The following is a 26,789-nucleotide window of genomic DNA, read 5'->3' as shown; positions in this document are numbered from 1 at the left end:
AAGAGAGAGGGAAAAATACAAATCAATAAAGGAAAAAAACAGGTAAACAAAGGTGGGAGCAGCTAATCATAATCTATTATAAGCAAATAGGGAAGATATAATTTCCTATATCTTCCCTATTGCTATTTATAGGATTACCATTCAATCTGCTGATCTTCATCCGGAATCTGGGTATTGATATTCCGCTGAAGCGTCATGCTTCCTTCCACTCTATATTTGATAGGAATGACTTCCGTAGCACTTCCACCATAGGTAAAATCCTGGAAATCATATTCAAACATGATTTGAACATAACGACGTTCCAGATAAGGACGTGTAGCATCCATAATCGATGTACTACTATAGATAGGTGTTCCTATCAGTTTGAATTCCATTTCGTTACTTGGATCGTCCGGTTCCATATCCAATGTTCCATCTTCTTTAAAGTGTACATTGATTTTGTACTTCTTACGTATGTCTTTATCCATATCCTCATTAATCAGACCGGCATAAAAGAATACGGAATTGTTATCTATCACATATCCTGTACGCTTGTTCGTTGTTCTTGCATTAGTATCAGGCTTACCATTTATATAAGTGTACACTTTCATGGAAGAAGCCGTGTACGAGCCGGAATAATCATTAAAAGGAATCACTTTCAACAGAGCTTTTGCATAGTTCTTGCGCGGATGACTTTGATAATTATAGGATCCATCATCAACAATGGTCAATGGTAAAACCCATTTTTCTAACATATCAATGCCCTGCAAATTAAAATCTATATTCAATTGCTCTACACATGAACCGGCAGGAATATGCACTGTTTCAGGGAATTCATATTTATCTTCCTCCATTTCCGTATACCACAATTCCGGACGATAAAGGCTAAAGCGCTCGATATTCAACGTTTTCAGTGTATCCTTATCCACTGCTATATGTATATCTCTGTCTTGTCCATTCACTGTAGAGCCACTGACAATGACAGGCAACTGATAAGTCACTTTTCCATTATCCTTATATCTGACGTAGATGGTAGTAACACCATCACCTCCTGAGGCGATAGGCGCTTTGAAAGATACGTATTGTTCATACTGCTCATCTTCCCACTCATTATTACAAGCGGTTCCCAAGACGATGACAGCCAATAAACTTAAATAAATATATATATTCTTCATATCATATTCTTATTAGGAGATTAATCATTGTATGTCCATCCCGGGTTCTGCGTCAACCGTTTATTACGTTTCAACTCATCGTGGCTGATAGGCCAGAAATAGAGTTTACGTGAGAAGGCAGTAGGTAAGTCTGCAATTTCAATCGGAGTATAGAATTGTTCTCTCTGCTCTTCTACATCCGACATATAGAAATTACACCCGTAATTTTTCTTGGATTCTTCCACTTCTGCATCTTTCCATCTACGCAAATCAAAATAACGCTGCCCTTCGGCCATGAGTTCAATCTGACGTTCACGTTTCAGTTTCTTGCGGAATACATCCCGATCCTGGTACTCTGGCATTGTATAATCGGGTACACCCGCACGGCGACGTACTTGTCTGATGCCTTTTTTCATTTCATCAACATCACGTTTGACGGAATAACTGGTAGATCCATCCCACGATGGAATGTCGTACGAAGATCCATCTTCCAGTTCATTCAACGCTTCGGCATAAATCAACAGAATCTCGGCAAAGCGGATGGCAGGTTCTGCTTTCGCTTTGATTTCCTTACGATTTGTATCGTCCGGATGCACATATTTCATGATACCGATCCCGGATCGTAAATAGACACCGGTACCAGAGAAACCGTCAGTATTGATACCGTAATAATAGTTGACTTGTTTCTCAACGTCATTCTTATAATCTGTTGTCTCTGCATTTTTCAGCAAAGCCCATACGCAACCATTGAACGAAACGGATGCATAGAAACGCGGTTCTCTATCCGCATATTCCTTATATACGCCTTCCTTTATTTGAGGATATGTGCCTGCCTCAGCCTCCTTTTTGGTAACAAAACGTGTACCGGAAGGATACTCTTCTTTAAAATGTTCTCTACTGAATTCGTCTCCGTTTGCCATATAATAAGCGTCACACATCTTTTGTGTCATACCATAAGCATTATTTCCTCCACCCAAAGTTTTCGGCATTTGAAGTTTCACCATTTCAGCAATACTATTAGCCCCCTGATTACGCCCGCGACTGAAAATCAACTCTGGGTTCTGATACATCGCTAACGAACCATTGAAAACTGCCCGGTAGGATTCGTAAGGATCTATATCGCTATAGCCACCTTCGTTCCATGTCTTTGTCGAGAAGTCACCATCCTGATAAGGGGTAATGGTAGCAGGATATCCGGGTTCAGCAATGTTAGTTGCCTTTTTGTGGTAGAGTTCATAACGATGACCGTTGTTCTCACCGGGAAGTTCCATCACATCTCTTGCCGCAGCTGCTGCTCTTGCCCACTTATATTCATTGTATTCCTGGGACATCAGACAATTTCCTTCATAGTCTACCAAATCCGAGAACTTATCCGGATCTCCCGGACGGGGATTATTGATAGGACTCGCTGAATATATCAATGCTCTGGCACGAGCCGCCAATGCTGCTCCCCGTGTGGGACGCGCCACCTGATTAATGGCTCGGGTCAGAGGCAAATCCTTGGCTGCCAGACGCATCTCCGATTCAATATATTCCACACATTCATCATACGAACTACGTTGAATTGCCAAATCATCATAATCGGAAGTATAGTCAAGCCCCTCATCTGGTAATAAAGGTACAGGACCATATTTGCGAAGTAACAACCAATAATAGTAAGCACGAACAAAACGTGCCTGCGCTTTCATATCAGCTCTCTCTTCTTCCGTATACTTCGTATTCATATCAATATTTTGGATGAAGATAGATGCTTGACGAATACCTTTATAACTATCGCCCCACGAATGACGGTAACTCTCATCATAAGTACCGGTCTTGAACGTCTTATACGCATCGAGACTATTACCACCGAAGTAAATGTCATCGGCAAAGTTAGTGATTGTATTAAGCATGTTAGACACTTCCAAATTGTATCCGCCTAAAAAGGAATAGGCATGTGCTAACCATTCTTCCGTAGATTCCTTGTCGGTAAAAACATCCTCCAAAGACCGGCGGTCTTTAAAATATTTATCTGAGTCGAGGTTATCCGAACAAGCAACGGCAATTACACTCAATATAATACCAATATACAGTTTATATATCTTTCTCATTTTTCATGCATTTAATTAGATATTCACAGTTAATCCCAAAGTAAATGTCTTAGCAAGCGGATATTTTTCTCCGTTAGAACTTCCCATTTCCGGGTCCCATTCTTTAAATTTAGCAAACGTCAAGATGTTGGTACCAATGAAAAAGACACGTATCTTGTTAAACCGTATCTTGTTCACAATCGATTTCGGTAATGTATAACCCACTTCCAATGTTTTCAAGCGTAAATAAGAACCATCCCTGAGCCAGTAAGTAGAAGCTCTATAGTTATTATCGTTCCCTCCATAACTAAGCCGGGGATACGAAGCATTAGGATTTTCATTAGCCGGAATACCCAATGTGGCAGCTGTCTCCGCATCGACATAGCGGTCTTTCACCAAATTCGTCAGGACATTTCCCCACTGACTACCATTAAAGGCATATACGGTAGGGCCATTAATGAAGAACGAAGACTTGCCTGCTCCTTGGAAGTGTGCATTGAAGTCGAAGCCTTTCCACTGTGCAGAAATACCAAAACCATAAATCAAGTTAGGCTTCGTTGTTGCACCAATAGCTACCTCATCACTGCCATTAATAATTCCGTCTCCATTGACATCTTTATATTTAATGTCACCCGGTTGCACCTTCCCCCAGTTAGTTTGCTGCGGGCTATTGCGTATATCATCATAATCTTTAAACAATCCCAAAGCAATTAATCCCTTCGCCTGATTAACCCTGTAACCAGCCTCCTTTTGATAGGGATAAACTGCATTTTCTTCGTCTTTCTCCAGAATCTCATTCTTACTGTAAGTAAAGTTACCACGTACAGTCAGATTGACTTTACCTATTTTCTGCTTGTAAGCAAAATTACCGTCAAAACCTTTCGACCGCACACTTCCCACATTCGCTTTTGGATAAGTATTTACACCCACAATGCCAGGTAGATAATTACGTTCCATATAGATACCATCACGCTGTTCATGGAAATAATCTACAGTAGCCGTAAACTTGTCATTGAATAAGGATAAATCCACACCTGCATCGTGCTTGGTCGCAATTTCCCAAGTGACATTGTTGGAGGCCAGCTGCGTATACTGCATTCCTGTATACACATTGTCCGGAGAACCGTAATCACTCCAAGTCCAGCCATTTCCATCATCCTTGATTGTGTACAAATAGGGAAAACGATATGTTGTATCACCTATTTTAAGCTTATCGCTACCCACTTTGCCATAGGAATAACGTAACTTGAACATATTCATCCATTTCAGATGTTTCTTTATAAACGTTTCTTCTGCTATATTCCAAGCGAGAGAAAACGCAGGGAAAAAGCCGAAACGATGTCCATCAGCAAAATTTTCCGAACCATTATAGCCAAAGTTAAAGTCAGCAAAATAGCGATAGTTCCAGTTGTAACTTACCCGACCGGCCAATCCCATGTGACGTTTGGCAATCCCATTCTTTACATCCGTTCCAATATCAACTGTTGTCCGATAAGCATCCTGACTATATTTCAATGTTCCACTCAAATGATGCGCGTGAAATGCACGGTTATATTGTAAAAATGCTTCCAGGAATTCACGGCGTTCACCAGTAGAGGCACTGGTTTGCTCCATCGGTTTTTCGGCACTTTGTTGGTTGAAGATCACCTTTCCCTCATCATTGCGATCTCTTTGGGCACGCCATGTTTCCGGCATTCTTATCCGGTTTATTTCACTCTGATTATTCGTGTCGAACCCGAAACGTCCTTCAAAACGCAGGCCTTTAGTGATAAAATCCAACTTTTGTTCCAAAGAAATATTGGTCTGAATTTTATTATTCCAGATTTCTTTATAACCACTCTGTGTAGCAAGTACCCAAGGATTATTGCGATTATCTTCTTTCCCGTGTGCAGGAATGTAACCATTAGAATACATCACAGGAATACTGATTGGACTCTGCCCCATCAATGAAGTCCATACGTTAGAGCCCTGCCCCGGTGCATTACGCTTCTTTAATGAACCGGATACGCCTACTTTTACAAGAGTAGTCTTCGTTACATCAATATCCGTATTCAAACGGTAATTCCAACGTTGACTACTAGGATTAGTATTATAATCCTTACGCATGGCATCATCCGTTTTGTACATACCTTCTTCATTCACATAACTAAGCGATACAAAATAACGCGCCGTGCTACCTCCGCCACTCATATTCAGATTAGCACGATAAGTCATAGCTCCATCTTTCAACAGGACATCCATCCAGTCTACATTCGGATATAAATCCGGGTCAAGTCCCAATCGCAGAATTTCCATTTCGTCATTCTGATAAATTCTCTCTTGATTACGAGTTATACATGCTTCATTCATCAGCATGGCATAACTGTAACCATCTGCAAATTCTGGTGTGATGGTACGCGCATTATAAGAAGTCTCCACTTTAGCATTAATCTTAATCTTACCTTCTTTACCATGCTTGGTAGTAATCAACACTACACCATTTGCGCCACGAGAACCATAAATCGCGGTTGTAGAAGCATCCTTCAATACAGTAAAAGACTCAATATCCTCAATATTGATTTCATCTAAATCGCGTTCAAAACCATCAACTAATACTAATGCGGAGCTATTAGCACCAAAAGTGGATATACCTCGAATCCAGAATTCAGAAGTATTCACACCCGGTTGTCCGGAAGTTTGCATGGCAAGGACACCTGATACATTTCCGGCCAATGCATTAGAAAGATTCGCCGTAGGATTTGATTTCAGCACCTCTACATCTACATTCGTCACTGCACCAGTCACAGTCAATTTCTTCTGCGCACCCGTTCCCGTAATTACTACTTCATCAATTTCTCTAGCCTCCGATTCTTTCATTGACACATTGACCAGATTTTGGTGCTTCACCAATATTTCTTGTGTATCAAAACCAATATACGAAAATACCAAACGAGAAAATTCCTCTATGTTTATCTTGTAACGTCCGTTGATATCTGTTATCGCTCCTAAACCAGGTTTGTCTTTCACTGTTACATTGACACCAACCAATGGTTCTTTATTCATATCTGTCACAACTCCCGTTACCTCAATAGTCTTCTCTTGAGCAAAAAGGGAAACAGAGACTAATAACAGACAAATCGTAATAAATTCTTTTATTCTCATGTGTTCTTCTTTTTATTGATTTTCTTGGTCCTGATTGTCATTAGATTCTTCTCCAACTAAATCGTCAGATGCCTGTTCTTTAGCAATCTTCCGGATCTTATAATTTCCCGAATCACCCACATAGAAAGTCTTTGTTACCTCATCGTAAGCCAAAGCTACCGGTTGATTAAAGCGAGCTCTCTCACGTACTTCTCCATTTTGCTTACCCCATTTATAGCTACTTGCAGAGGCAGAACCGCGTCCGGCAAACGTAGAAACCACCCCATCCGGAGTCAATATTCGAATACAATGATTCTCTTTATCTGCGAAATAGAAGTCATACCAATCATCCTTATTAGCAGCCTTATACTCCTCGTTAAATACGAAAACACCTTGACCTGGTTTATTGATGCGTGCATTGATACCTACAAGATCCTTATAATCAGCCTGACCGGATTGTCCGCACACAATATATGGAGTTACCAGTTTTTTAGTCTCCTCATCATAATTGGAACGAAGTATATAATGCGATTCATGCATGATGATATAAACATATTTACCTGTTGGATGAGGAACCATACTAAAGTCAACCGTCTGATTAGGTACACTAAATGCCAAAAAGTCATTCAACCCTGCTCCACCAGGAACTTCCGGATTGTTATTATAGCCGTTTTCTTCAAAATTATATCTGTACACATTGCCTGTTGCACGATGATTGAAGTAAAGTTCTCCCGTTTGTGGAAGCACCATAGACCCGTTACAAGCATTACCACGCGCCAAAGCGACCCAACTAGACTCTTTGAAATCTTGTCCGTCTGTACTGCTTCCACGCTTTAAAATAATATTGTTTCTATTCTTAGCACCACCATTCTGGGGAGCAGCCAATATCATATCACCATCATTAGTCCATGTAATAGTAGTTGCACGGTTGATATTATTTAGTTCCTTAGTATAGATCATTTCCTTTTCCAAATCTAACACTCTCAGATTTCCTTTATTTTGAGACAAATAAAGAATATTAGAATGTTGGGGATCAAAAGAAAACCAAAAAGGATAGTCTATCTTTCCACAATCGTCAAACGGACCAGTGTCTACAATATTTCCCTCTCCCAGTTCATCTACATCACCACATAAGTCTGTTACTACCATTTGTGGTTCGTACTGATATTTTTCAGATGCTATCACAGTTTGTTCACCTATCTTTATTTCTACAGTTCCTTCGAAACAGCTCTCCGGCGTGGAGCAGTAGATACTGGTACCTTTAGAACTAATGACAATGGCTTCTTTACCACCTACCTTAACAGAAATAATAGAACAATCTATTCCAAAGTTGCTACCATAGATTATCATTTTCTTCTTTCCACCTCCCGATTTAGGTGTGAAATCCGTCACTTCTACTGGCAGATTCGGATCATAAGGCGCTGATGTATCGTCTTTGCTATCTTTGCAGCTACTAAAACAGACTGCCAAAATGAATACCAACATCATGCATTGTAGCCCTATGTTCCCATGTTTCATAGTTTTACATTTCATAATACACTAGATTTAAATTATTGATTGTTTTGAACTTTATCCATTAATACCTTCATCCAGTATCCTCCGATCACCGAACGGGCTCTGAAGCCCACCCATTTTCCACTGTCTGTGTGGTGCCAGTCACTGATAGGTACACGAGATACTGTTTCATTGATATATTTATAGACAGGATCAGAGAATTTCTGGAAGGTTTCCTTATCTGATGACATAGCTGCCGTCCACATGATCCAGTCGGATTTTGTGTATTCTTTACGAGAATCCAAAGGGAGTCCATAAGGATTCTGTTTTGTTAGATAATAATTGAGCTCTTTTCCAATTACATTATTAGGAAATAAATTCAGGTTCCACAATTTGTCCCAAACCATATTATACTTCTGGCTCCAGGTATTCTTACGGTCGAAAGCCAAGCGATAGTGGTCGCCCTCATTTGCCATTTCCTTCCATTTCACCGCCATTTTCTTAGCTATTGCTGCATATTTTTCGGCTACATCACTCATTCCAAGCATACGAGCCATCTCGCTGTACCCAGCTACTCCCATGATAGCTTTTACAGAAAGATTGGCATTATGGGCCCAATGGCCTGCAAAATCATCTGTACAAAGTTGGTTCTCTGGGTCCTGTCCAGACTAAACTGCCATTTATCAATTGTTTGAAATACAGATGATTATCTTTGCTCTGTATTGTCTTTGTGTTGTTATGGCTATTAAATAAAGTACAAAATTCTAACTTATGAGCAGACTTTTAATAAATAAAAAGTTAATGGATAAATGTAGTGGTAGTCTAAGATGAGAAATGGACTAATCTGAAAAAATGAATATTTTTCCTCTCTCTCTTTTCATTTATCCATGTAATTTCTTTTATGACATAAAAACTAGCAACATTTTAAGATATTAAAAATCAAATAGATTGAATAATTACTCTTGTTGAATGAATTCGACGTAAATAAAACTTTCTGGAATGATTTATCTATCTTTTTATGCTATTTTGCAGAGAAATGTTATTGTGTGATAGCTTAAGGTAATAAGGAAAGTAGATGTTAGAACCCCATTCAGGAGTCCATAGTGTGGTTTATTTTAAACCAATAAGTAGTTTCTTTTAAAGGTAGGAAATGTTCCTTTTAAACCAACGACTTGTTTCATTATATCAAAACTTGTTTTCGATAGTAGGAAAAAATACATGTTTATAAAGAATTATGCTATATATATTCAATAAAAGGAATATATATAATGTAAATGTGACTTTCTTTTTTCTATTTAGCAATTCAATAGAATCTTAATTCTTCTGCATATATGAAAAATAGAACATGATTTGAAATAACTAAGATGAAATATTTCAATCTTTACCTGGCAAGTTTAGCTCGAAGTTCTTTTAGTCTTTTTGCAGCCTGTAGATTATCAACCTTTATATATCTCATGAATGCAGATGGACTCTTATGCCCGGATATGCGCATAAGTTCTCCGGCAGGAAAGCCGGATAAATACATATTTGTGCAAAACGATCGTCGGCAAGTATGAGAAGAGATCATCTCCCATTTTTCATAGACTCTCTTTTCCCGTTCTTTCCCTTTCTTGCGAACGACTTCGATCTTCTGTTTTAGTTTTGCTCTTCGCCCTAATTCTTTAACCCTTTCGTTGAATATATATCTAGGAATTTTAGGTAAATCATAGTTGTACTTCTTGAGTATTTCCGGTACATAATCGATCATAGGGATTATGACAGCTTTATGCACTTTTCTCTGTTTGAGATTTATAATCTCATTATCTAAGTCAATATGTTCGGGACTTAATGTTGAGAGATCACTATATCGTAGTCCTGTAAAACACCCAGTAATAAAAACATCTCTAATCTCTTCCAATTGCTTATCATCTGACAAGTCTAACTCGTGTATTGTTGAAAGTTCCTTTTCACTTAAATAAATAGCATCAGTTTCTTCTTCTACGACCTTAAAATGCTTCAAGTCAATTGGAGGAATAACTCCTTTATCTATTTGATAATTAACAAATCCCTTTAACAAACGTATAATTTTTGCAGAATTAGTGAGCAAGCCAACACTCCCATCGGGCTTTATAACCTTATAAAATAAATAGTCCATGAATTCATTGTAAAATATAAGATTCAGGTTATGAAAAGTAATTGGCTGCGATGAATGTTCTTTGAAAGCGATCAGATGTTTACGAAGTGTTCGGTAGTCTTTTATTTGGTCTGCAGAAACAACAAGAGCTTTTTCTGTAATATATCTTTCTAATGCGTCAAATATATCTACCCGATTAGGACGTAATTCATATTCTCTATTTTTTTTTAATTCAAGTAAAACAAAATCTACGGTTGGACTTATTCCGTTTATCTTAGCATATGTAAGAATTTCTCCAAGCTTGGACGTTATTCTAATCAGGCAGGCATCAATTTCATCATAGTTTGGACAAGCGCGCTTAATCCATCTCTTTTTAGAATCCCAGTGTTCCGGTTTAATACTGTATCCAGTAGAGATGAGCGTACGCTTAGTTCGATTGTAGTTATATCGAACATAGAGGACAGTAGTCCCCTCTCGAGTGACGTACTTTGGTTTAATATATGGAGTATATTTTGCGATAGTAAATCTGTATTGCTTTCGTATTGCAAAATTACAAAAGCTATTCGATATGAGCAATATCTCATCGTTAAAAGCTAGAACCTCCAAAAACATTGTACTATCTTAATAAAAGTGGATAAATATTGCTCAAAAAGGAAAAAAACTACTCAAAGCACACTGTAAGAGACTTATTTTGCACTTTAAAAACACTCAAAATATGAAAAAAGAATAGATTTTGTCCTTTCTTGAACACAGATTTTCCTAATATTTAGCATTAATTCCATTATTTTGTAGCGTTACAAATAAAATGCTATAGAAAAACAAATGGATTTGTATGAATCCTGGGTCCTACCTGAAACACACAATTCTATATAAACTTTTCCTCTAGCATTTATAAATATTCGACAGTACTGATTTTAATATATTATTTAGGTATAGCGATAAGAAAGGTAAGATTGCATTTAAAAGGTAATAGTAAGAAGGTAAAAAGAGAAATAAAAGAAAACGTAGGGTTTGTTTTTCTTTATAGGTAAACAAGATTGTAGATGGGTAACCTTAAAATTGTAGATTAATTAGAAAATATTTATGAAGAAACTACTAACAGTAATGGCCTTTTCGGTCGGTTTATTCGCAAATGCTCAAACCGGCAACTTATTTAAACCAGTAAAAGAGGTAGCGCTACGTACTCCATCGGTACCTATCGTTGTTTCAGATCCTCACTTCTCTATCTGGTCTCCTTATGATAAATTAATGGAAGGAAGTACAGAACACTGGACTACAGCTAAGAAGCCATTAGTAGGGGCTTTACGCGTAGATGGTAAAGTGTATCGTTTCCTGGGTAAAGATCAAGTAGCTATAATACCTATTGCTCCCATGACAAATGTGGAACGTTGGGAGGCTGCATATACTAATAGTCAACCAGCAAATGGATGGCAAGAATTCCAGTTTGATGATAGTAGTTGGAAAAAAGGTAAAGCAGCTTTCGGTAGCCGTGATATGCCACGTGTTCGCACAGAATGGAAAGGAGATAATACAGATATTTATATCCGACGTACATTTGAAATAAATGATTTGGATTTAACAGAGAATATTTTTCTTATTTATTCTCATGACGATGTATTCGAATTATATTTAAATGGAGAAAAACTGGTTGCTACAGATCTCGTATGGAAGAATAATGTAAATCTAAAACTTTCAGACGAAGCCAAGAAGAAGCTTCGTAATGGTAAAAATGTGATTGCAGCACATTGTCATAACACGACAGGAGGATCTTATGTGGATTTTGGTTTATATCGTGAAAAGAAAAATGCAGTAACATTTGAAAATGAGGCTGTACAGAAATCGGTAGATGTACTAGCCACTTCCAGTTACTATACATTCACTTGCGGACCAGTCGAATTAGATGTCGTATTTACAGCACCTCAATTGATAGATGACTTGGATTTGTTGTCAACTCCGATTAACTACATCTCCTATCGTGTGCGTCCTCTTGATAAAAAAGAGCATGATGTACAATTCTATATAGAAACGACTCCGGTATTAGCAGTGAATGAGACTACTCAACCTACTATTGCACGTACATTATCGAAAAATGGTATTAGTTATGTAGAAGCTGGCACCATCAACCAGCCGATATGTGATCGTAAAGGTGATTTGATTTGTGCTGACTGGGGATATGTATATCTTGGTAGTGTAAATGGAGCAGGAAAATCTATAAGTTTGGGTGACTATAGCGGAATGAAGGAAGCTTTTGTTAAAAATGGAACTTTAGCTTCAAGTAAAAGCAAATGGATTACTCGTCGGGAAGAAAATACTCCTGCAATGGCTTATGTACATAATTTTGGAACTGTTACCAAAGATGGTAAAGATGGTTTCTTGATGATCGGTTATGATGACATTTATTCCATTGAATATATGTATGAGAAACGTATGGGATATTGGAAGCATGATGGTAAAGTAACGATTTTTGATGCTTTCGAAAAACTAAGAGATAACTATCAATCCATCATGGAGCGTTGTCGTGCACTTGATGAGCTTATTTATAGCGATGCAGAAAAAGCTGGTGGTAAAAAATATGCAGAAATCTGTTCTGCAGCCTATCGTCAAGTTATTTCTGCTCACAAACTATTTACAGACAAAGAAGGCAATCTGATGTGGTTCTCTAAAGAGAATAACAGTAATGGTTGTATCAATACAGTCGACCTGACCTATCCGTCTGCTCCCCTGTTTTTGGTCTATAATCCTGATTTACAAAAGGCAATGATGACTAGTATCTTTGAATATAGTGCTAGCGGTCGCTGGGATAAACCTTTCGCAGCACATGACCTTGGCACTTATCCAATAGCTAATGGACAAGTTTATGGTGGTGACATGCCGATTGAAGAAAGTGGTAATATGGTGATTCTAACTGCAGCTATTTCGAAAATTGAAGGTAATGCAGATTATGCTAAGAAATATTGGGACATTCTAACGACATGGACCAATTATTTAGTAGAGTTTGGACAGGACCCGGAAAACCAACTTTGCACAGATGACTTCGCCGGACATTGGGCACACAATGCCAATCTTTCTGTAAAAGCTATCATGGGAGTGGCCGGATACAGCGAGATGGCTCGTATGCTCGGATTGAATGATGTAGCAGACAAATATGCGGATATAGCCAAGAAAATGGCAGTGAAATGGGAAGAAATGGCGAATGAGGGCGACCACTATCGCTTGGCTTTCGACCGTAAGAATACCTGGAGCCAGAAGTATAATATGGTTTGGGACAAATTGTGGAACCTGAATTTATTTCCTAATAATGTAATTGGAAAAGAGCTCAATTATTATCTAACAAAACAGAATCCTTATGGACTCCCTTTGGATTCTCGTAAAGAATACACAAAATCCGACTGGATCATGTGGACGGCAGCTATGTCATCAGATAAGGAAACCTTCCAGAAATTCTCTGATCCTGTCTATAAATATATCAATGAAACAGTATCACGTGTACCTATCAGTGACTGGCATCATACAGACAGCGGTAAATGGGTAGGATTCAGAGCACGTTCAGTAATCGGAGGATACTGGATGAAGGTATTAATGGATAAAGTTCAGAATAATCAATAATTTAAATCTAGTGTATTATGAAATGTAAAACTATGAGACATGAGATCATTGAATTTCAATGGATGGCTCTATTATTACTCTTTACGATTTGCTTCAGTAGCTGTAAAGATGATAAAGATGCGTCTGCGGAACCTTATGATCCCAGCCAACCGGTGACTGTGACGGATTTTGCTCCCAAAGCAGGAGGAGCAAACACTCGAATGATTATTTACGGTAGTAATTTCGGTACTGATTCCTCTATTGTCTTTGTAAAAATAGGCGGGAAAGAAGCAAAAGTAATTAATGCGAAAGGTAATAGTTTGTACTGTATTACCCCGCAACAATGTTACGAAGGAACTATTGAAGTAAAAGTCGGTGAACAGGATGTTATAGTATCATCAAAATATAAATATGTTCCACAAAAGGTCGTATCAACTTTATGTGGATATGTAGATGAGAAGGGTAATGGAGAAATTATAAAGGAAGGTCCTTTTAGTGACTGTGGTAAAATAGATTTTCCTGCATGGTTCGAATTTGACCCGAAAAACCACGATATCCTGTATTTAACTCAGGATGCAGAAAATAATGGTAATGGTAAGCCGATGCGTATATTGGATTTGAAAAATGAAAGAATATACACTGGAATAACCGGTAGTTCGGAAGGAGCCGACCGCTTGCGTAGCATGTCATGGACTTTAAGTAAAGATACTATGATTATAGCATGCTCAAAAGGAGCTGATAATGCCGCAAGTAATATAATGTTAATCCGTAACCAAGATAATGATATGGTTGATGTTACAGATTTCCAGAATCCTGTAGTAAAACGTCTGACCACAAGTAGAGGGTGTCAGAACTCAATGATACACCCGGAAAATGGTGAATTATACTATAATTTCTTTGGTTCAGGGGCTGTGCTCAGATATGATTTTTACCAATGGGGGGCAAATGATAATAAAGCTCATGCAGAAGAACTGTTTACGATTCAGGATGCCAACTGGGAATTTAACTTTATCGTTCATCCATCTGGTGATTATGTTTATATGATGGTACAGAATCAGCACTATATTCTCCGTTCAAATTATGACAGAGTTAACAAGCGGCTTACAACTCCGTATATCGTTTGTGGACAACCCGGACAAGCAGATTATAAAGATTTGGCAGGAACAAAAGCACGCTTGAATAAACCCGGACAGGGAGTCTTCGTATTTAACAAAGAGTATGAGGATGCGAATAAAGAGGATTGTTATGACTTCTATTTTACGGATCGTAATAATCACTGTATACGTAAATTGACTCCGGATGGAGTAGTCTCTACTTTTGCTGGAAGAGGAAGCACAGGAATGAATGTACATGCTAATGGATATGTGGATGGCCATTTACGTGATGAAGCACGTTTTAATTATCCTTATGCTTTAGCTTATGATGAAGATACAGAAACTTTTTATGTGGGTGATGTGAACAATCATCGTATCCGGAAGATAGCATTAGAAAAGATTCCTGAAGCGACAGAAGAACATCCGGAAGAGAGTCAACCGGAAGAGGGAGAACAATAACCGAATAAAAGAAAAAACACATGAAAATAAAGAATTTTATCACCATTTGTTTGTTACTGGTTTCTGTTGCCACTTTTGCGCAGAAAAAAATTGAAGTAACGGGAGTAGTGACGGATACGAATAAAGAGCCACTGGTCGGTGTCAATGTAACAGTAAAAGATCAGGCTGGCTTAGGAGCAATTACGGATATTAACGGACGTTATAAAATTAGTATTGAAGAGTTTTCAAGACTAGTATTCTCGTACATAGGTTTTGATAAACAGGAAGTATTAGTGAAAAGGCAGCAGGTAGTCAATGTAATTATGAAGGAATCTGAAGCAAGTGAGCTTGATGAAGTCGTTATTACAGGAACCGGTGCACAAAAGAAGTTAACTGTGACTGGAGCGGTGACTACCGTTAATGTAAATGATCTGAAAGCAAATCCGACAGCAAATCTTTCAAATGCTTTGGCTGGTAATGTGGCAGGTGTTCTAGCTATGCAGACATCCGGTCAGCCTGGAAAAAATACTTCGGAATTCTGGATTCGTGGTATTTCTACTTTCGGAGCTGATAACTCGGCTTTAGTGTTAGTAGATGGATTTGAGCGTAGTCTCGATGAAATTAATATTGAGGATGTTGAATCGTTTACTGTTTTAAAGGATGCTTCTACTACAGCAATTTACGGTCCTCGTGGTGCTAATGGTGTAGTATTGATTACAACAAAACATGGTAAAGCTGGTAAAATCAATATCAGTGCTAAAGTGGAAACATCTTATAACACACGGACTATCACACCGGAATTTGTAGATGGGTACACTCATGCTAGAATGATGAATGAAGCACGTATTACTCGTAATCAAGAACCGATCTATCAGAATGACGAATTGGAAATTCTACGTTTAGGACTTGACCCGGATTTATATCCGAATGTAGACTGGAAAGATGTATTATTGAAAGATGGAGCAATGACTTATCGTGCTAATGTAAATATGAACGGTGGTGGTAGTACAGCACGTTATTTTGTTTCGCTTAGCTATATTAGTGAAGAAGGTATGTATAAGACAGATGAAGCAGTTCGTAAAGATTATAATACCAATCCCGGTAGTCAACGATGGAATTATCGTTTGAATACCGATATTGACATCACAAAAACAACTCTTGTGAAAGTCGGTGTTTCCGGTTCTTTAAAGAAACGTAATGCTCCTGGACAAGGTGGAAATGTATGGGCATCGTTAATAAATCAAAGTCCGATTAGTATTCCAGTAATGTATTCCAATGGTTATGTACCAGCATTTGGAAAAGAAGATGCTCGTTCCAATCCATGGGTATTGGCAACACAAACTGGATATTTTGAAATCTGGGAAAATAAGGTTCAGACTAATATTTCTTTAGAACAGAAGCTGGATTTTATTACTAAAGGATTGCGTTTTGAAGGTCGTTTTGGTTTCGACACTAACAACACAAACGAAATTAGCCGTAAAAAAATGCCTCAAACATGGCGCGCAGAACGTTTTCGAAATACTGATGGGGAAATTACTTTTAAAGAACAGCGAACCGAAGAAAAAATGACTCAAAGCTCTATTTCAACAGGTAACCGGACTGAATTTTTAGAAGCAATTTTACACTACAATCGTGCATTCAAAGCGCATCACGTAGGTGGTACTTTAAAATATAGCCAAGATGCTTATCGGACTACTGTAGATATTGGTACAGATATAAAGAATGGCATTGCCAAACGTCATATGGGCTTGGCAGGACGTGCTAGTTATAACTGGAATTATCGTTACTTCATAGATTTTAACTTCGGTTATAACGGATCAGAAAACTTTGCCGATGGACATCGATTCGGATTCTTCCCTGCTTTTTCTCTGGCTTGGAACATTGCAGAAGAGAAATTCATTAAGAAACATCTGGAATGGATGAATATGTTCAAGCTGCGTTACTCTTATGGTAAAGTAGGTAATGATAAATTGGGTGAACGTTTTCCTTATCTATATACAATTGCTAAGTCATATAAAGAAAATGATAAGGACGTAACCTTTCCTGGTTGGAATTGGGGTGATTATGGTTATGGCAATTCTTATGATGGTATGGCATATACTCAATTAGCTTCTGAAAACGTTACTTGGGAAATTGCAACAAAGCACGATATAGGTGTAGACCTTTCTTTGTTTAATGATAAGTTTACAGCCACTGTAGACTATTTCCATGAACAACGCGATGGTATTTATATGGAACGTAAATATCTACCTGGTATAGTAGGAATTGTGAGAAGTAATCCTAAAGCAAATGTGGGTAGTGTACGTTCGCAAGGTTTTGATGGCCATTTTGCCTATAAACAGAAAATAAACAGAGTGAACCTCACGGTTCGTGGTAATTTTACTTATAGTAAAAATGAGATATTGGAGAAGGATGAAGAAAATACTGTTTATCCTTACCAGACAGAAGCGGGTTACCGTGTAAACCAAGCTAAAGGTTTGATTGCATTAGGTCTTTTTAAAGATTATGATGATATTCGTAACAGTCCTCAACAGACAGCATGGGGAAAAGTACAACCGGGTGATATTAAATATAAAGATGTTAATGGAGATGGTGTAATCAATGATGGTGACAAAGTAGCTATCGGTGCGACTACCAAACCGAATCTGATTTACGGATTTGGTATCTCTGCACAATGGAAAGGATTTGATTTCAATGTCCATTTTCAAGGAGCAGGAAAGTCTTCATTCTTCATTAATGGTTCTACGGTATTTGCCTTCAAGGATAGTCAGTGGGGAAATGTTTTGGGAAATTTAGTAGCTAATCGTTGGGTTGATGCAGACACAGCAGCTAAACTTGGAATTCCTGCTAATGAAGATCCGAATGCTTCTTATCCACGTCTTAGCTATGGTGGAAATGATAATAATCAACAAAAGTCCACTTTCTGGCTAAAAAATGGTTCATATTTACGTTTGAAGACTTTAGAAGTAGGGTATACATTGCCTAAATCAATTGTAAATAAGATTAAGTTCAATAATATACGTGTATTCTTTATTGGTACCAATTTATTGACATTCGCTAAATTTAAAGAATGGGATCCGGAATTAGGAAGTTCCACAGGGGCGGAATACCCACTGTCTAGGGTAATGACTTTAGGATTGACTGTTAATATCTAATCAATATGTGTGAAATGAAAAAGATATATAAGTTTTGTATAGGTGCCCTGTTAGGGACAATCACCGTTTCGTGTGTAGACCAGCTGGATTCGGATAAAAATTTTAAAGACCGTATGACGCTGGAAGATGTATTTACTAATGAAAAATACTCGGAAGAATGGTTAGCTCATGCTTATTCCTATCTTAAAGGAGAGAATATGGATGTTGGAACCAAAGATAATATACTGTGGTGTTTTGCCGATGATATTTATTTTGGTGACCGTGATATTTATAACACCTTTAAAACAGGGACTTATAGTGAAGGAGACCGACAATCATGGGGAGCCAGTTATAAAGGCATTCGTCAGGCATCCATTTTCATTCAAAATATCGACATGAATATGGAGTTTACAGAAGCTGAAAGAGCTGACCTGAAAGCACAAGCCCGTTTTGTACGCGCTTACTATTATTGGTTATTACTCCGTAAATATGGCCCTGTTCCTTTATTGCCGGAGGAAGGACTCGATTATACAGCCAGCTATGATGATTTGGCTTGTCAACGTAATTCCTATGATGAATGCGTAGAATATATCGAATCAGAAATGCGCTTGGCGGCTAAGGACTTACCTTTGGACAGGGGAGCGAATCATACCTCTCGTCCTACTAGAGGGGCCGCATTAGCAGCACGCGCAAAAGTTCTATTATACGCGGCAAGTCCTATTAATAACCCTCGTCCTGAAGATACCGAAAGATTTACAGATTTGGTAGATCATGACGGAAGATGTTTGTTAGCACAGGAATATAATGAATACAAATGGGCCAAAGCCGCTGCAGCAGCAAGAGACGTTATGGAACTCCCGGGAAGCAATTATGGACACCGTTATGTGTTACACACTGTGAAGAAAAGAGATGAAGCCGCTGCAGGTTATCCGAAGACACTTCCTCCTTATTCTGATAATGATTTTGAAAATGCTGATTGGCCAAATGGATATCGGGATATTGACCCCTTTGAATCCTATCGACAAGTTTTTAATGGAGCCCTGTCTATGTTTGATAATCCTGAACTTATTTTTAGTCGTGGACAAAATCAGGGTGACCGCAATCTTGCAGATATGGTATTACATCAATTGCCTACCAGTGCCAATGGCTGGAATACACATGGTATGACACAAAAGATGTGTGATGCTTACTATATGTATAATGGCTCTGAGTTTAACAGACAGACATTTTTGGACACTTGCCAAGTTGAGAACCGTTTTGTGTCTGAAAAGGAAGGGAAGGCAGGAACATATCCTTATTTAAAGAAAGGAGTATGGAAAGAGTATGCATGGCGTGAACCACGCTTCTATGCTTCAGTTGCTTTTAATGGTTGTGTATGGCCTCTATTGAATAATTCAACGCTTAAAGATCCTAAACCCGTAGAGCAACAGGTATTTTATTATCGTGGTAATGGTAATGGATATACTAACTCCAATTTTTGGCTTCGCACTGGTATTGGAATCATGAAATTTGTTCATCCGGACGATACCTCTGCGGCAAAAGGTAATAAGGACTATGTCAAACTAAAAACGGAACCTGCTATTCGTTTTGCTGAAATCTTATTGATTTACGCTGAAGCTTTGAATGAGTTGGAAGATGGCTCTTCATACGACATTCCATCTTGGGATGGCTCTGCCAGTTATTCTGTCAAACGTGACATAAATGAAATGAAAAAAGGTATTCGTCCTGTTCGTTGCCGTGCAGGGGTTCCCGATTATACATTGCCAGAGTATCAAGACCGGAATGTATTCCGTAAGAAATTGAAGCATGAGCGACAGATAGAGCTCATGGGAGAAGGACATCGTTATTTTGATCTCCGCAGATGGAAAGACGCTCCGATTGAAGAGTCAATGGAAATATATGGTTGTGATGCTCTTATGACTGAAGAAAATAGAGCAGCGTTTCATTCACCAATTGTAGTCAATGAACTTCCAACTGCTTTTTCTCGCAAATTATATTTCTGGCCTATCAGTCATGAGGAGTTGAAACGCAATAAGCTGTTGACACAAAATCCGGGTTGGACATACAATGATTAATTTTAAAATGATATAAGTATGAAAATTATATATAATTGTTGGTTTGCATTATGTATGTTGCTCTTGATCACTTCTTGTAATGATGAGTGGAAAGATGAGCAGTATCGGCAATATATTTCTTTTAAAGCACCTATAAAAGATAAAGATAATGGGGTAACTCCAATATATGTGAGATACAACCCTGATGGAAAAGTACGCTATCAGTTACCGGTTATAGTTAGTGGGTCAACTACGAACGAACAAGATATAGATGTCCATGTAGCACTATATGAGGATACCTTGGAAATATTAAATAGAGAACGTTTCAGCGGGCGTACAGATTTATGGTATACGCTATTGGAGGAAGATAAATATGAATTCCCGGAAATAGTTCATATTCCTGCAGGAACATGTGTGGAACAACTAAATATTGATTTTGATTTGAGAGGAATCAATATGACAGATAAATGGGTGTTGCCTCTAACTATCGTTGATGATGCTTCTTATAATTATCAAGGTCATCCACGTAAAAACTATGCAAAAGCATTATTGCGTGTAATTCCTTTTAACGATTATTCCGGTTCATATAGTACAAGTACAATGGAAGTGTATATTCGAAATGCAAATGGAAGTACTGATAATAAACCGATGGTAACCAATAATCGTACAGCATATGTGGTAGATAATAATACTATTTTCTTTTATGCCGGTTTAATGAGCGAAGATTTATCAAGAGATGAACGGGAACTTTATAAAATATATATACGCTTCAATGAAGACAAATCATTGAGTATGTGGGCAGATGACGAAGAAAAGATTGGATTTAAGCTATACGGTACTCCTGCTTACAGCGTAACGGAAACTATGGATGCTACACGACCTTATCTAAAACATCGCTATGTTTCATTTACTATTGAATATGATTTTAAAGATGTAACTTCTCGAAATCAAGAAGTTCTTTATAAAGTTAAAGGAACAATGCTACTGGAACGAAATCTCAATACTCAGATTCCAGACGAAGATCAGCAGATTGAATGGTAAATAATGAAAAATTAAGAACTAGTCTGATAATCTAATTATATTTTATGGATTAGCAGATAAATACCATAAAATAAGAGAATAAGTTAGGCGTGATTCAGTAAACGACTTACGTGATTGAACCACGACAATAATTTAATATTCAATATAAGATAAATAATTAAGTAGCCTGTCATTGTCTAAATCGAGTTCAATGACAGGCTGTTTAAATTGCTTACAGTATGCTGCGGATATGATAATAAAGAATTTGATATAAATAAAAGGCTTTAAGTTAAGAAGAATGAGTATCTCTTATTAATTCATTCTTTAAGATTAAATTTACAAATAACAAAAAAGTAGAAACAGTGACGATAGAACGAGTATTGGGATCCAAGCTAATTGAATTGCTGTAACTGGGGATTTTTAGGGATAATCGCGTCATCTTATTTACATAAAGTTACATGTCTTCTAATCCTAAGACTCGTGTTTCAATATCGTATTTTGCCATCTCTTTGTGCCTTAAATGTTCCACTTTTTCCATGAACGTTGAATGAACATAATTATTCTCTGGCATCCGTTTAACTTCTGCTATAAGGGCTTTTTTTCCACTTGATTTAAGAGCTACAATATCAATTTCATAAGAGTTTAATCGTTCTTTGTTTGTAGAACTTTTAGTTTCCCACCAGGAACCAATTTCTTTAAACCCACCTTCTTCTGCTAATTTCTGTTTAAAATAGTTTTCTAACACTTTGCCTGAATAAGTCTGATAATCAGCCTTTGCTAGTTGACGCAGGTCTTCAAAATTCTGTAGTTCAATATATGAACGATTCCGTTCGATGTATTTAAACCAGAAATTTAGAAAATTATCTCCAATAATATATCGTACATTTTTCTTAGTACCTGGTTTCGCAAAAATAGGCCGTTCGCGAGTTATCAAATTATACACATTTTCTAATTTACTTAAATGACCTCCGATAGATATCCCCCCTAGTACTGACTCTATTTCCCCTTGTGTATAATGCCCATTTGCTATTTCTAATAAGATGGAAAAGTAAATGCCATAATTTTTTCCAAATTCAGTAATCAACAAATTACGTCCTTCATCTATAAACAAGGAATTTTCTGAAAAAACGAAGTCATATATCCGGTCAACAGAAAGTGCTTGATTGTCACAGAATAACTCTACATATTTAGGGATTCCTCCAGTCAGTGTATACAAAGCTAATAGGTCATCATTACTATATCCGGGCGCAAAATCTTCCATAATTTGTTTTAGCACTTTTGTATTGAAGGACCGAAGACATAAAATATTGTCAGCACGTCCGAATAATGGTTCTCCATGATCCGTGAATATCTTTTGCATCAATGAATATACAGAGCCGCTAATTACAAGATTTATTTTAGTTTCTTGCCGATATTCATCCCAAAGATTTTGCATATCACTAAAAACATCGGGTCTGATATTATAAAACTCCTGAAATTCATCAATAACAATATTAAAAGAACGTGTTTTTCCTATTTCGAAAAGATATTGTATCAAAGTAGTAAAGTTGGATATGCCATCCGGAATAAAAATAGATAATGTCTCGCGTACTATTTTTATAAAATCTGCGACTAATATACTCTCTGCTTTTCTTCCAATGAAAAAATATACAGTAGGTGTTCCCTTCAGAGCTTGTTTTATAAGACTGGTTTTTCCAATACGCCTACGGCCTGTTACCACAATCATTCTGGAATTTTGACCAAATGCAAGCTCTTGTACACGCTTCAATTCTGCAATTTCTTTCTCTCTATTATAAAACTTCATAATCAATAAGTTTTTCTCAACGGCTGTTGAGTCAACCGTCGTTGCAAAAATATGAAATAAATTAAGAACAACCAATTTTGCAATACTTATTATTGATGTTTTCGCCATTTTTAGAGTTCATCCGAAAGAAAATAGAATAATAAAATAATGAAAATAAGTGACTTTATTGAGAGAAAAATCACTTTAATTTTACTTGAAAAAGATGTAAAGCACAACACAGTAACAATACGCTAATTTATAATATTCAGATTATCAAATAGATACAGTAATGTTGTTAGTTTGGACAGGACCCGGAAAACCAACTTTGCACGGATGATTTTGCCGGACATTGGGCACACAATGCCAATCTTTCTGTAAAAGCGATCATGGGAGTGGCCGGATACAGCGAGATGGCTCGGATGCTCGGATTGAATGATGTAGCAGACAAATATGCGGCTATAGCCAAGAAAATGGCGGTGAAATGGGAAGAAATGGCGAATGAGGGAGATCATTACCGTCTGGCTTTTGACCGTAAAGATACCTGGAGTCAAAAATATAACATGGTTTGGGATAAGTTGTGGAACCTGAATTTATTCCCTAATAATGTTATCAGAAAAGAGATTAACTATTATTTGACAAAACAGAATCCTTATGGGCTCCCTCTGGACTCTCGTAAAGAATACACAAAATCCGACTGGATCATGTGGACGGCAGCTATGTCTTCAGATAAGGAAACCTTCCAGAAATTCTCTGATCCTGTCTATAAATATATCAATGAAACAGTATCACGTGTGCCTATCAGTGACTGGCACCACACCGACAGTGGACGATGGGTAGGCTTTAGAGCACGTTCGGTGATCGGAGGATACTGGATGAAGGTGTTAATGGATAAAGTTCAAAATAATCAATAAAATTACTATGACGTTAACTTAAAAATTGTACATATGAAGTTCTTAAAGAAAATGTTGTTGGTTGGGCTACTTCCTGGCTATTTGATATGCCAGGCACAAAATGTCCAAAACAAAGAAGATGTACCCTTGGATTTAGGATATCGTGTACTCCCTATGGGAGATTATAACGGTTCAGCCTACACAATCTCGGGTAAACAGTTACGCAATCTACCTGTTACAAATCTTTCGGCAGTATTAGCCGGACTGGTACCTGGTTATTTTGCCCGACAAGTGCAAGGTGGTGGATTAGTGAATGAACAGAATTCATTCTGGATAAGAGGACAAAGAAGTAATTCGCCCGATGTATTAGTACTGGTTGATGGACAGGAACGGGATTTTGCTGTTTTGTCATCACACGAAGTAGAATCAATTACCGTATTGAAAGATGCTGCAGCAACAGCCTTATATGGAATGCGTGCAGGCAGTGGAGCTATTCTGGTTACAACTCGTAAGGGAGCAAAGGGAAAACCGCAGGTTGAATTGACAGCTCAAATTATAGCTCAACAACCACTTAAAGAGTTAAAGTCATTAAACGCAGCCGATTATGCAAGACAGCACAACATAGCCCGTCATAATGACAATATGGATCCCCTGTATTCGAACTATGATATAATGAATTATGCTAAGAATGATCCTAATTCCATTTTATATCCCAATGTAGATTGGGCTGATAAATATTTAAAGGATATCCGATGGAGTCAACGCTATAATCTTAATATTCAAGGAGGAACAGAAAAAAGTACATATTTCGTGAATGCAATGTATACTCGTAACAATGGCTACTTCAATACAGATGATTCACATGATTATAATACCAATCACTCTGCTGAACGGTTTAATATCCGTTCCAATATCGATTTTGCCGTAACTCGCACTACCCAACTGGATGTAAATCTGTATGGCTGGTATCAAAGTCAGAATGGCCCTGGCAGCGGAGCCGAAAATATCTATAAAAATCTAGTCACATTACCGCAAGGAATCTTCCCAGAATGGTACAATGACCAAGGATATACAGATCAATACGGCAATGTTATCAATGCAGAAGATGGGAAAATTGTAGCAGGAAATGCATTCCGTGAAAATCCATGGGCAATGCTAAATCGCTCCGGCTACTTCCAGGACAAACAATTGTATGGTTCTTTCCGTACAAAACTCTCACAGGATCTTTCCTTCATAACAGAGGGATTAAAAGCTTCTGTTGCTCTATCCATGGATTCACGTACAATTTCTTCTATCAGACGTACAATAACTTTCGCATATTACGAAAAGGATGCGACGAATGAGAATGTTCTCCGCCGGACCCGTGAAGATGACTCAATGATAAACAAGGTAGATAATACCAGTTCTTTCCGCCGGACCGGTATCGTGGCTCAATTAGATTATAACCGTACCTTTGGAAAACATGGAGTTTCGGCTTTAGCTTTCTATGAACAATATGAAAGCAATGATGAAATGGTATTGCCAACCCGATTCCAAAGCGTAAATGGTTGGTTCGGCTATAATTATGATAAAAAATATGGCATCGATGTTATCGGAGCTTATCAGGGATCTCACAAATTTGGTCCGGGACACAAATTCGGTTTCTTCCCTACAATATCTGCCGGATGGACTGTTTCTAACGAATCTTTCTGGAAAGATGCAAAAAAAATAGTGCCCTACCTGAAGCTAAAAGCATCTTATGGACAAGTCAGCAACTCATCCGGCGTAGATGCCTTTTATTACAGAGGACGTATGTGGCCGCAAAACGAAGTCTATATTACAGGGGTAAACATGGGAACAAAGCTTGGAGGATACATTCAGGATATACTTCCAAATCCCGGATTGACTTGGGAGAAAGCTAGAATTCTGAATATCGGAATAGATACCCGACTATTTTCAGACCGGTTATCTGTTACAGCAGAATTTTTTAAAGACAACCGTCATGATATGTATGTAGTAAATAACAAAATCAGTTCTCTTGTCGGCAATGTAAAGGAATTTAAGCAGAATATAGGCAAAATCAATAGCCATGGAGTAGACTTATCTGCCATGTGGAATTCAAATATTGCAGACTGGAGCTATTTCATAGGTGGTACATTCTCTTATTCTACGAATGAACTGATTGCAAACGGTGAAGTAGATCAGCCATACGAATGGTTGAAGAATCAGGGACGGCCTTTAGGAGAAAATCGAGGATACATTGCAAAAGGCTTTTTCAATTCTTGGGAAGAAATAGCAGCCTCTCCTGTACAAACATTCTCTGATGTCCAACCAGGTGATGTACGTTATGAAGATATAAACAAAGACGGACAGATTGATGTAAACGATATGGTACCTATCGGTTACGGAGACATTCCCAGAATCATGTATGGTATTAACTTAGGAGTCGGCTACAAAGGATTTTCGATCACCGCATTATTTCAGGGAGCCGCAAAAGTCTCTCGTCAATATTCGGACATTGTGATGAATCCTTTCACAGATAACGGAACCATATTTGAGCATCAACTTGATTACTGGACACCAGAACACCAGCATGCAACATTCCCACGTTTAACAACACTGGACAATGCCAGTCTTAATAACAGGCAGATAAGTACATTAAATGTAAAGGATGCTGATTTCTTAAGATTAAAAACACTGGAAGTTGCCTATGACTTTCCTACAAAAATGATACAGAAAATCCATCTTAAGGGATTGAGACTTTTCCTTAGCGGAACGAATCTGATTACCTGGACAAAATATAAATGGGTTGATCCTGAAGCTCCTTCACTGGCAGCTCCTTTGACGAGAAACATGAGTATAGGTTGTTCCTTAAAATTCTGA

The 26,789-nt window shown here is 37.8% G+C and carries 12 protein-coding genes and 2 pseudogenes; 7 read left to right on the top strand and 7 right to left on the bottom strand.

The window, feature by feature from the left end:
- Nucleotides 1-134: 134 nt before the first annotated feature.
- The 6 genes and pseudogenes from H8796_RS07850 to H8796_RS07825 form a co-directional block, all read right to left on the bottom strand.
- Nucleotides 135-1,154, bottom strand: coding sequence for a DUF4973 domain-containing protein (locus H8796_RS07850; RefSeq protein WP_117932324.1), 1,020 nt, complete (start codon nt 1,152-1,154; stop codon nt 135-137).
- Nucleotides 1,155-1,174: 20 nt separating this feature from the next.
- Complete coding sequence (locus H8796_RS07845; RefSeq protein ID WP_117932325.1) at nt 1,175-3,223, bottom strand: RagB/SusD family nutrient uptake outer membrane protein; 2,049 nt, start codon at nt 3,221-3,223, stop codon at nt 1,175-1,177.
- Between the two features lie 15 nt (nt 3,224-3,238).
- On the bottom strand, nt 3,239-6,343 hold the full coding sequence (locus H8796_RS07840) for a TonB-dependent receptor (RefSeq protein WP_004324419.1): 3,105 nt from the start codon (nt 6,341-6,343) through the stop codon (nt 3,239-3,241).
- A 12-nt stretch (nt 6,344-6,355) separates the two neighbouring features.
- Nucleotides 6,356-7,855 carry an IPT/TIG domain-containing protein gene (locus H8796_RS07835; protein ID WP_004324418.1) on the bottom strand — a complete coding sequence of 500 codons (1,500 nt, stop codon included), beginning with the start codon at nt 7,853-7,855 and terminating at the stop codon, nt 6,356-6,358.
- Between the two features lie 17 nt (nt 7,856-7,872).
- Nucleotides 7,873-8,481: pseudogene (locus H8796_RS07830) on the bottom strand (DUF1793 domain-containing protein); the annotation flags it as partial.
- 716 nt (nt 8,482-9,197) lie between these two features.
- A complete protein-coding gene (locus tag H8796_RS07825) occupies nt 9,198-10,541 on the bottom strand; it encodes a site-specific integrase (RefSeq protein ID WP_117932327.1) in 1,344 nt (447 codons plus the stop codon).
- A 471-nt stretch (nt 10,542-11,012) separates the two neighbouring features.
- Here H8796_RS07825 and H8796_RS07820 point away from each other — a divergent pair, with 471 nt between their 5' ends.
- The 5 genes from H8796_RS07820 to H8796_RS07800 are packed head-to-tail and all read left to right on the top strand — an operon-like array spanning nt 11,013 to nt 21,275.
- Nucleotides 11,013-13,535: a glutaminase family protein gene (locus tag H8796_RS07820; RefSeq protein ID WP_117932329.1), complete on the top strand. Its 2,523-nt coding sequence runs from the start codon at nt 11,013-11,015 to the stop codon at nt 13,533-13,535.
- A gap of 17 nt (nt 13,536-13,552) precedes the next feature.
- Nucleotides 13,553-15,067: an IPT/TIG domain-containing protein gene (locus H8796_RS07815; RefSeq protein WP_004322436.1), complete on the top strand. Its 1,515-nt coding sequence runs from the start codon at nt 13,553-13,555 to the stop codon at nt 15,065-15,067.
- A gap of 20 nt (nt 15,068-15,087) precedes the next feature.
- Nucleotides 15,088-18,201: a TonB-dependent receptor gene (locus tag H8796_RS07810; RefSeq protein ID WP_117932331.1), complete on the top strand. Its 3,114-nt coding sequence runs from the start codon at nt 15,088-15,090 to the stop codon at nt 18,199-18,201.
- Between the two features lie 14 nt (nt 18,202-18,215).
- Nucleotides 18,216-20,255: a RagB/SusD family nutrient uptake outer membrane protein gene (locus tag H8796_RS07805; RefSeq protein WP_004324411.1), complete on the top strand. Its 2,040-nt coding sequence runs from the start codon at nt 18,216-18,218 to the stop codon at nt 20,253-20,255.
- 18 nt (nt 20,256-20,273) lie between these two features.
- Complete coding sequence (locus tag H8796_RS07800) at nt 20,274-21,275, top strand: DUF4973 domain-containing protein (protein ID WP_004307644.1); 1,002 nt, start codon at nt 20,274-20,276, stop codon at nt 21,273-21,275.
- Between the two features lie 433 nt (nt 21,276-21,708).
- On the opposite strand, the gene H8796_RS07795 is transcribed toward H8796_RS07800, so the two are convergent.
- The gene (locus H8796_RS07795) at nt 21,709-23,058 is read right to left on the bottom strand and encodes an ATP-binding protein (protein WP_032852256.1); all 1,350 of its coding nucleotides are present in this window, start codon (nt 23,056-23,058) and stop codon (nt 21,709-21,711) included.
- Nucleotides 23,059-23,336: 278 nt separating this feature from the next.
- Here H8796_RS07795 and H8796_RS07790 point away from each other — a divergent pair.
- Nucleotides 23,337-23,948 (top strand): annotated as a pseudogene (locus H8796_RS07790) (DUF1793 domain-containing protein); the annotation flags it as partial.
- A 33-nt stretch (nt 23,949-23,981) separates the two neighbouring features.
- Nucleotides 23,982-26,789, top strand: coding sequence for a TonB-dependent receptor (locus tag H8796_RS07785; protein WP_117932333.1), 2,808 nt, complete (start codon nt 23,982-23,984; stop codon nt 26,787-26,789).

The organism is Bacteroides sp. M10 (genome assembly GCF_014334015.1).
GTDB lineage: Bacteria > Bacteroidota > Bacteroidia > Bacteroidales > Bacteroidaceae > Bacteroides > Bacteroides intestinigallinarum.
The sequence above is the reverse complement of the archived record's forward strand: the minus strand, read 5'-3'. Positions and strand labels throughout refer to the sequence as shown.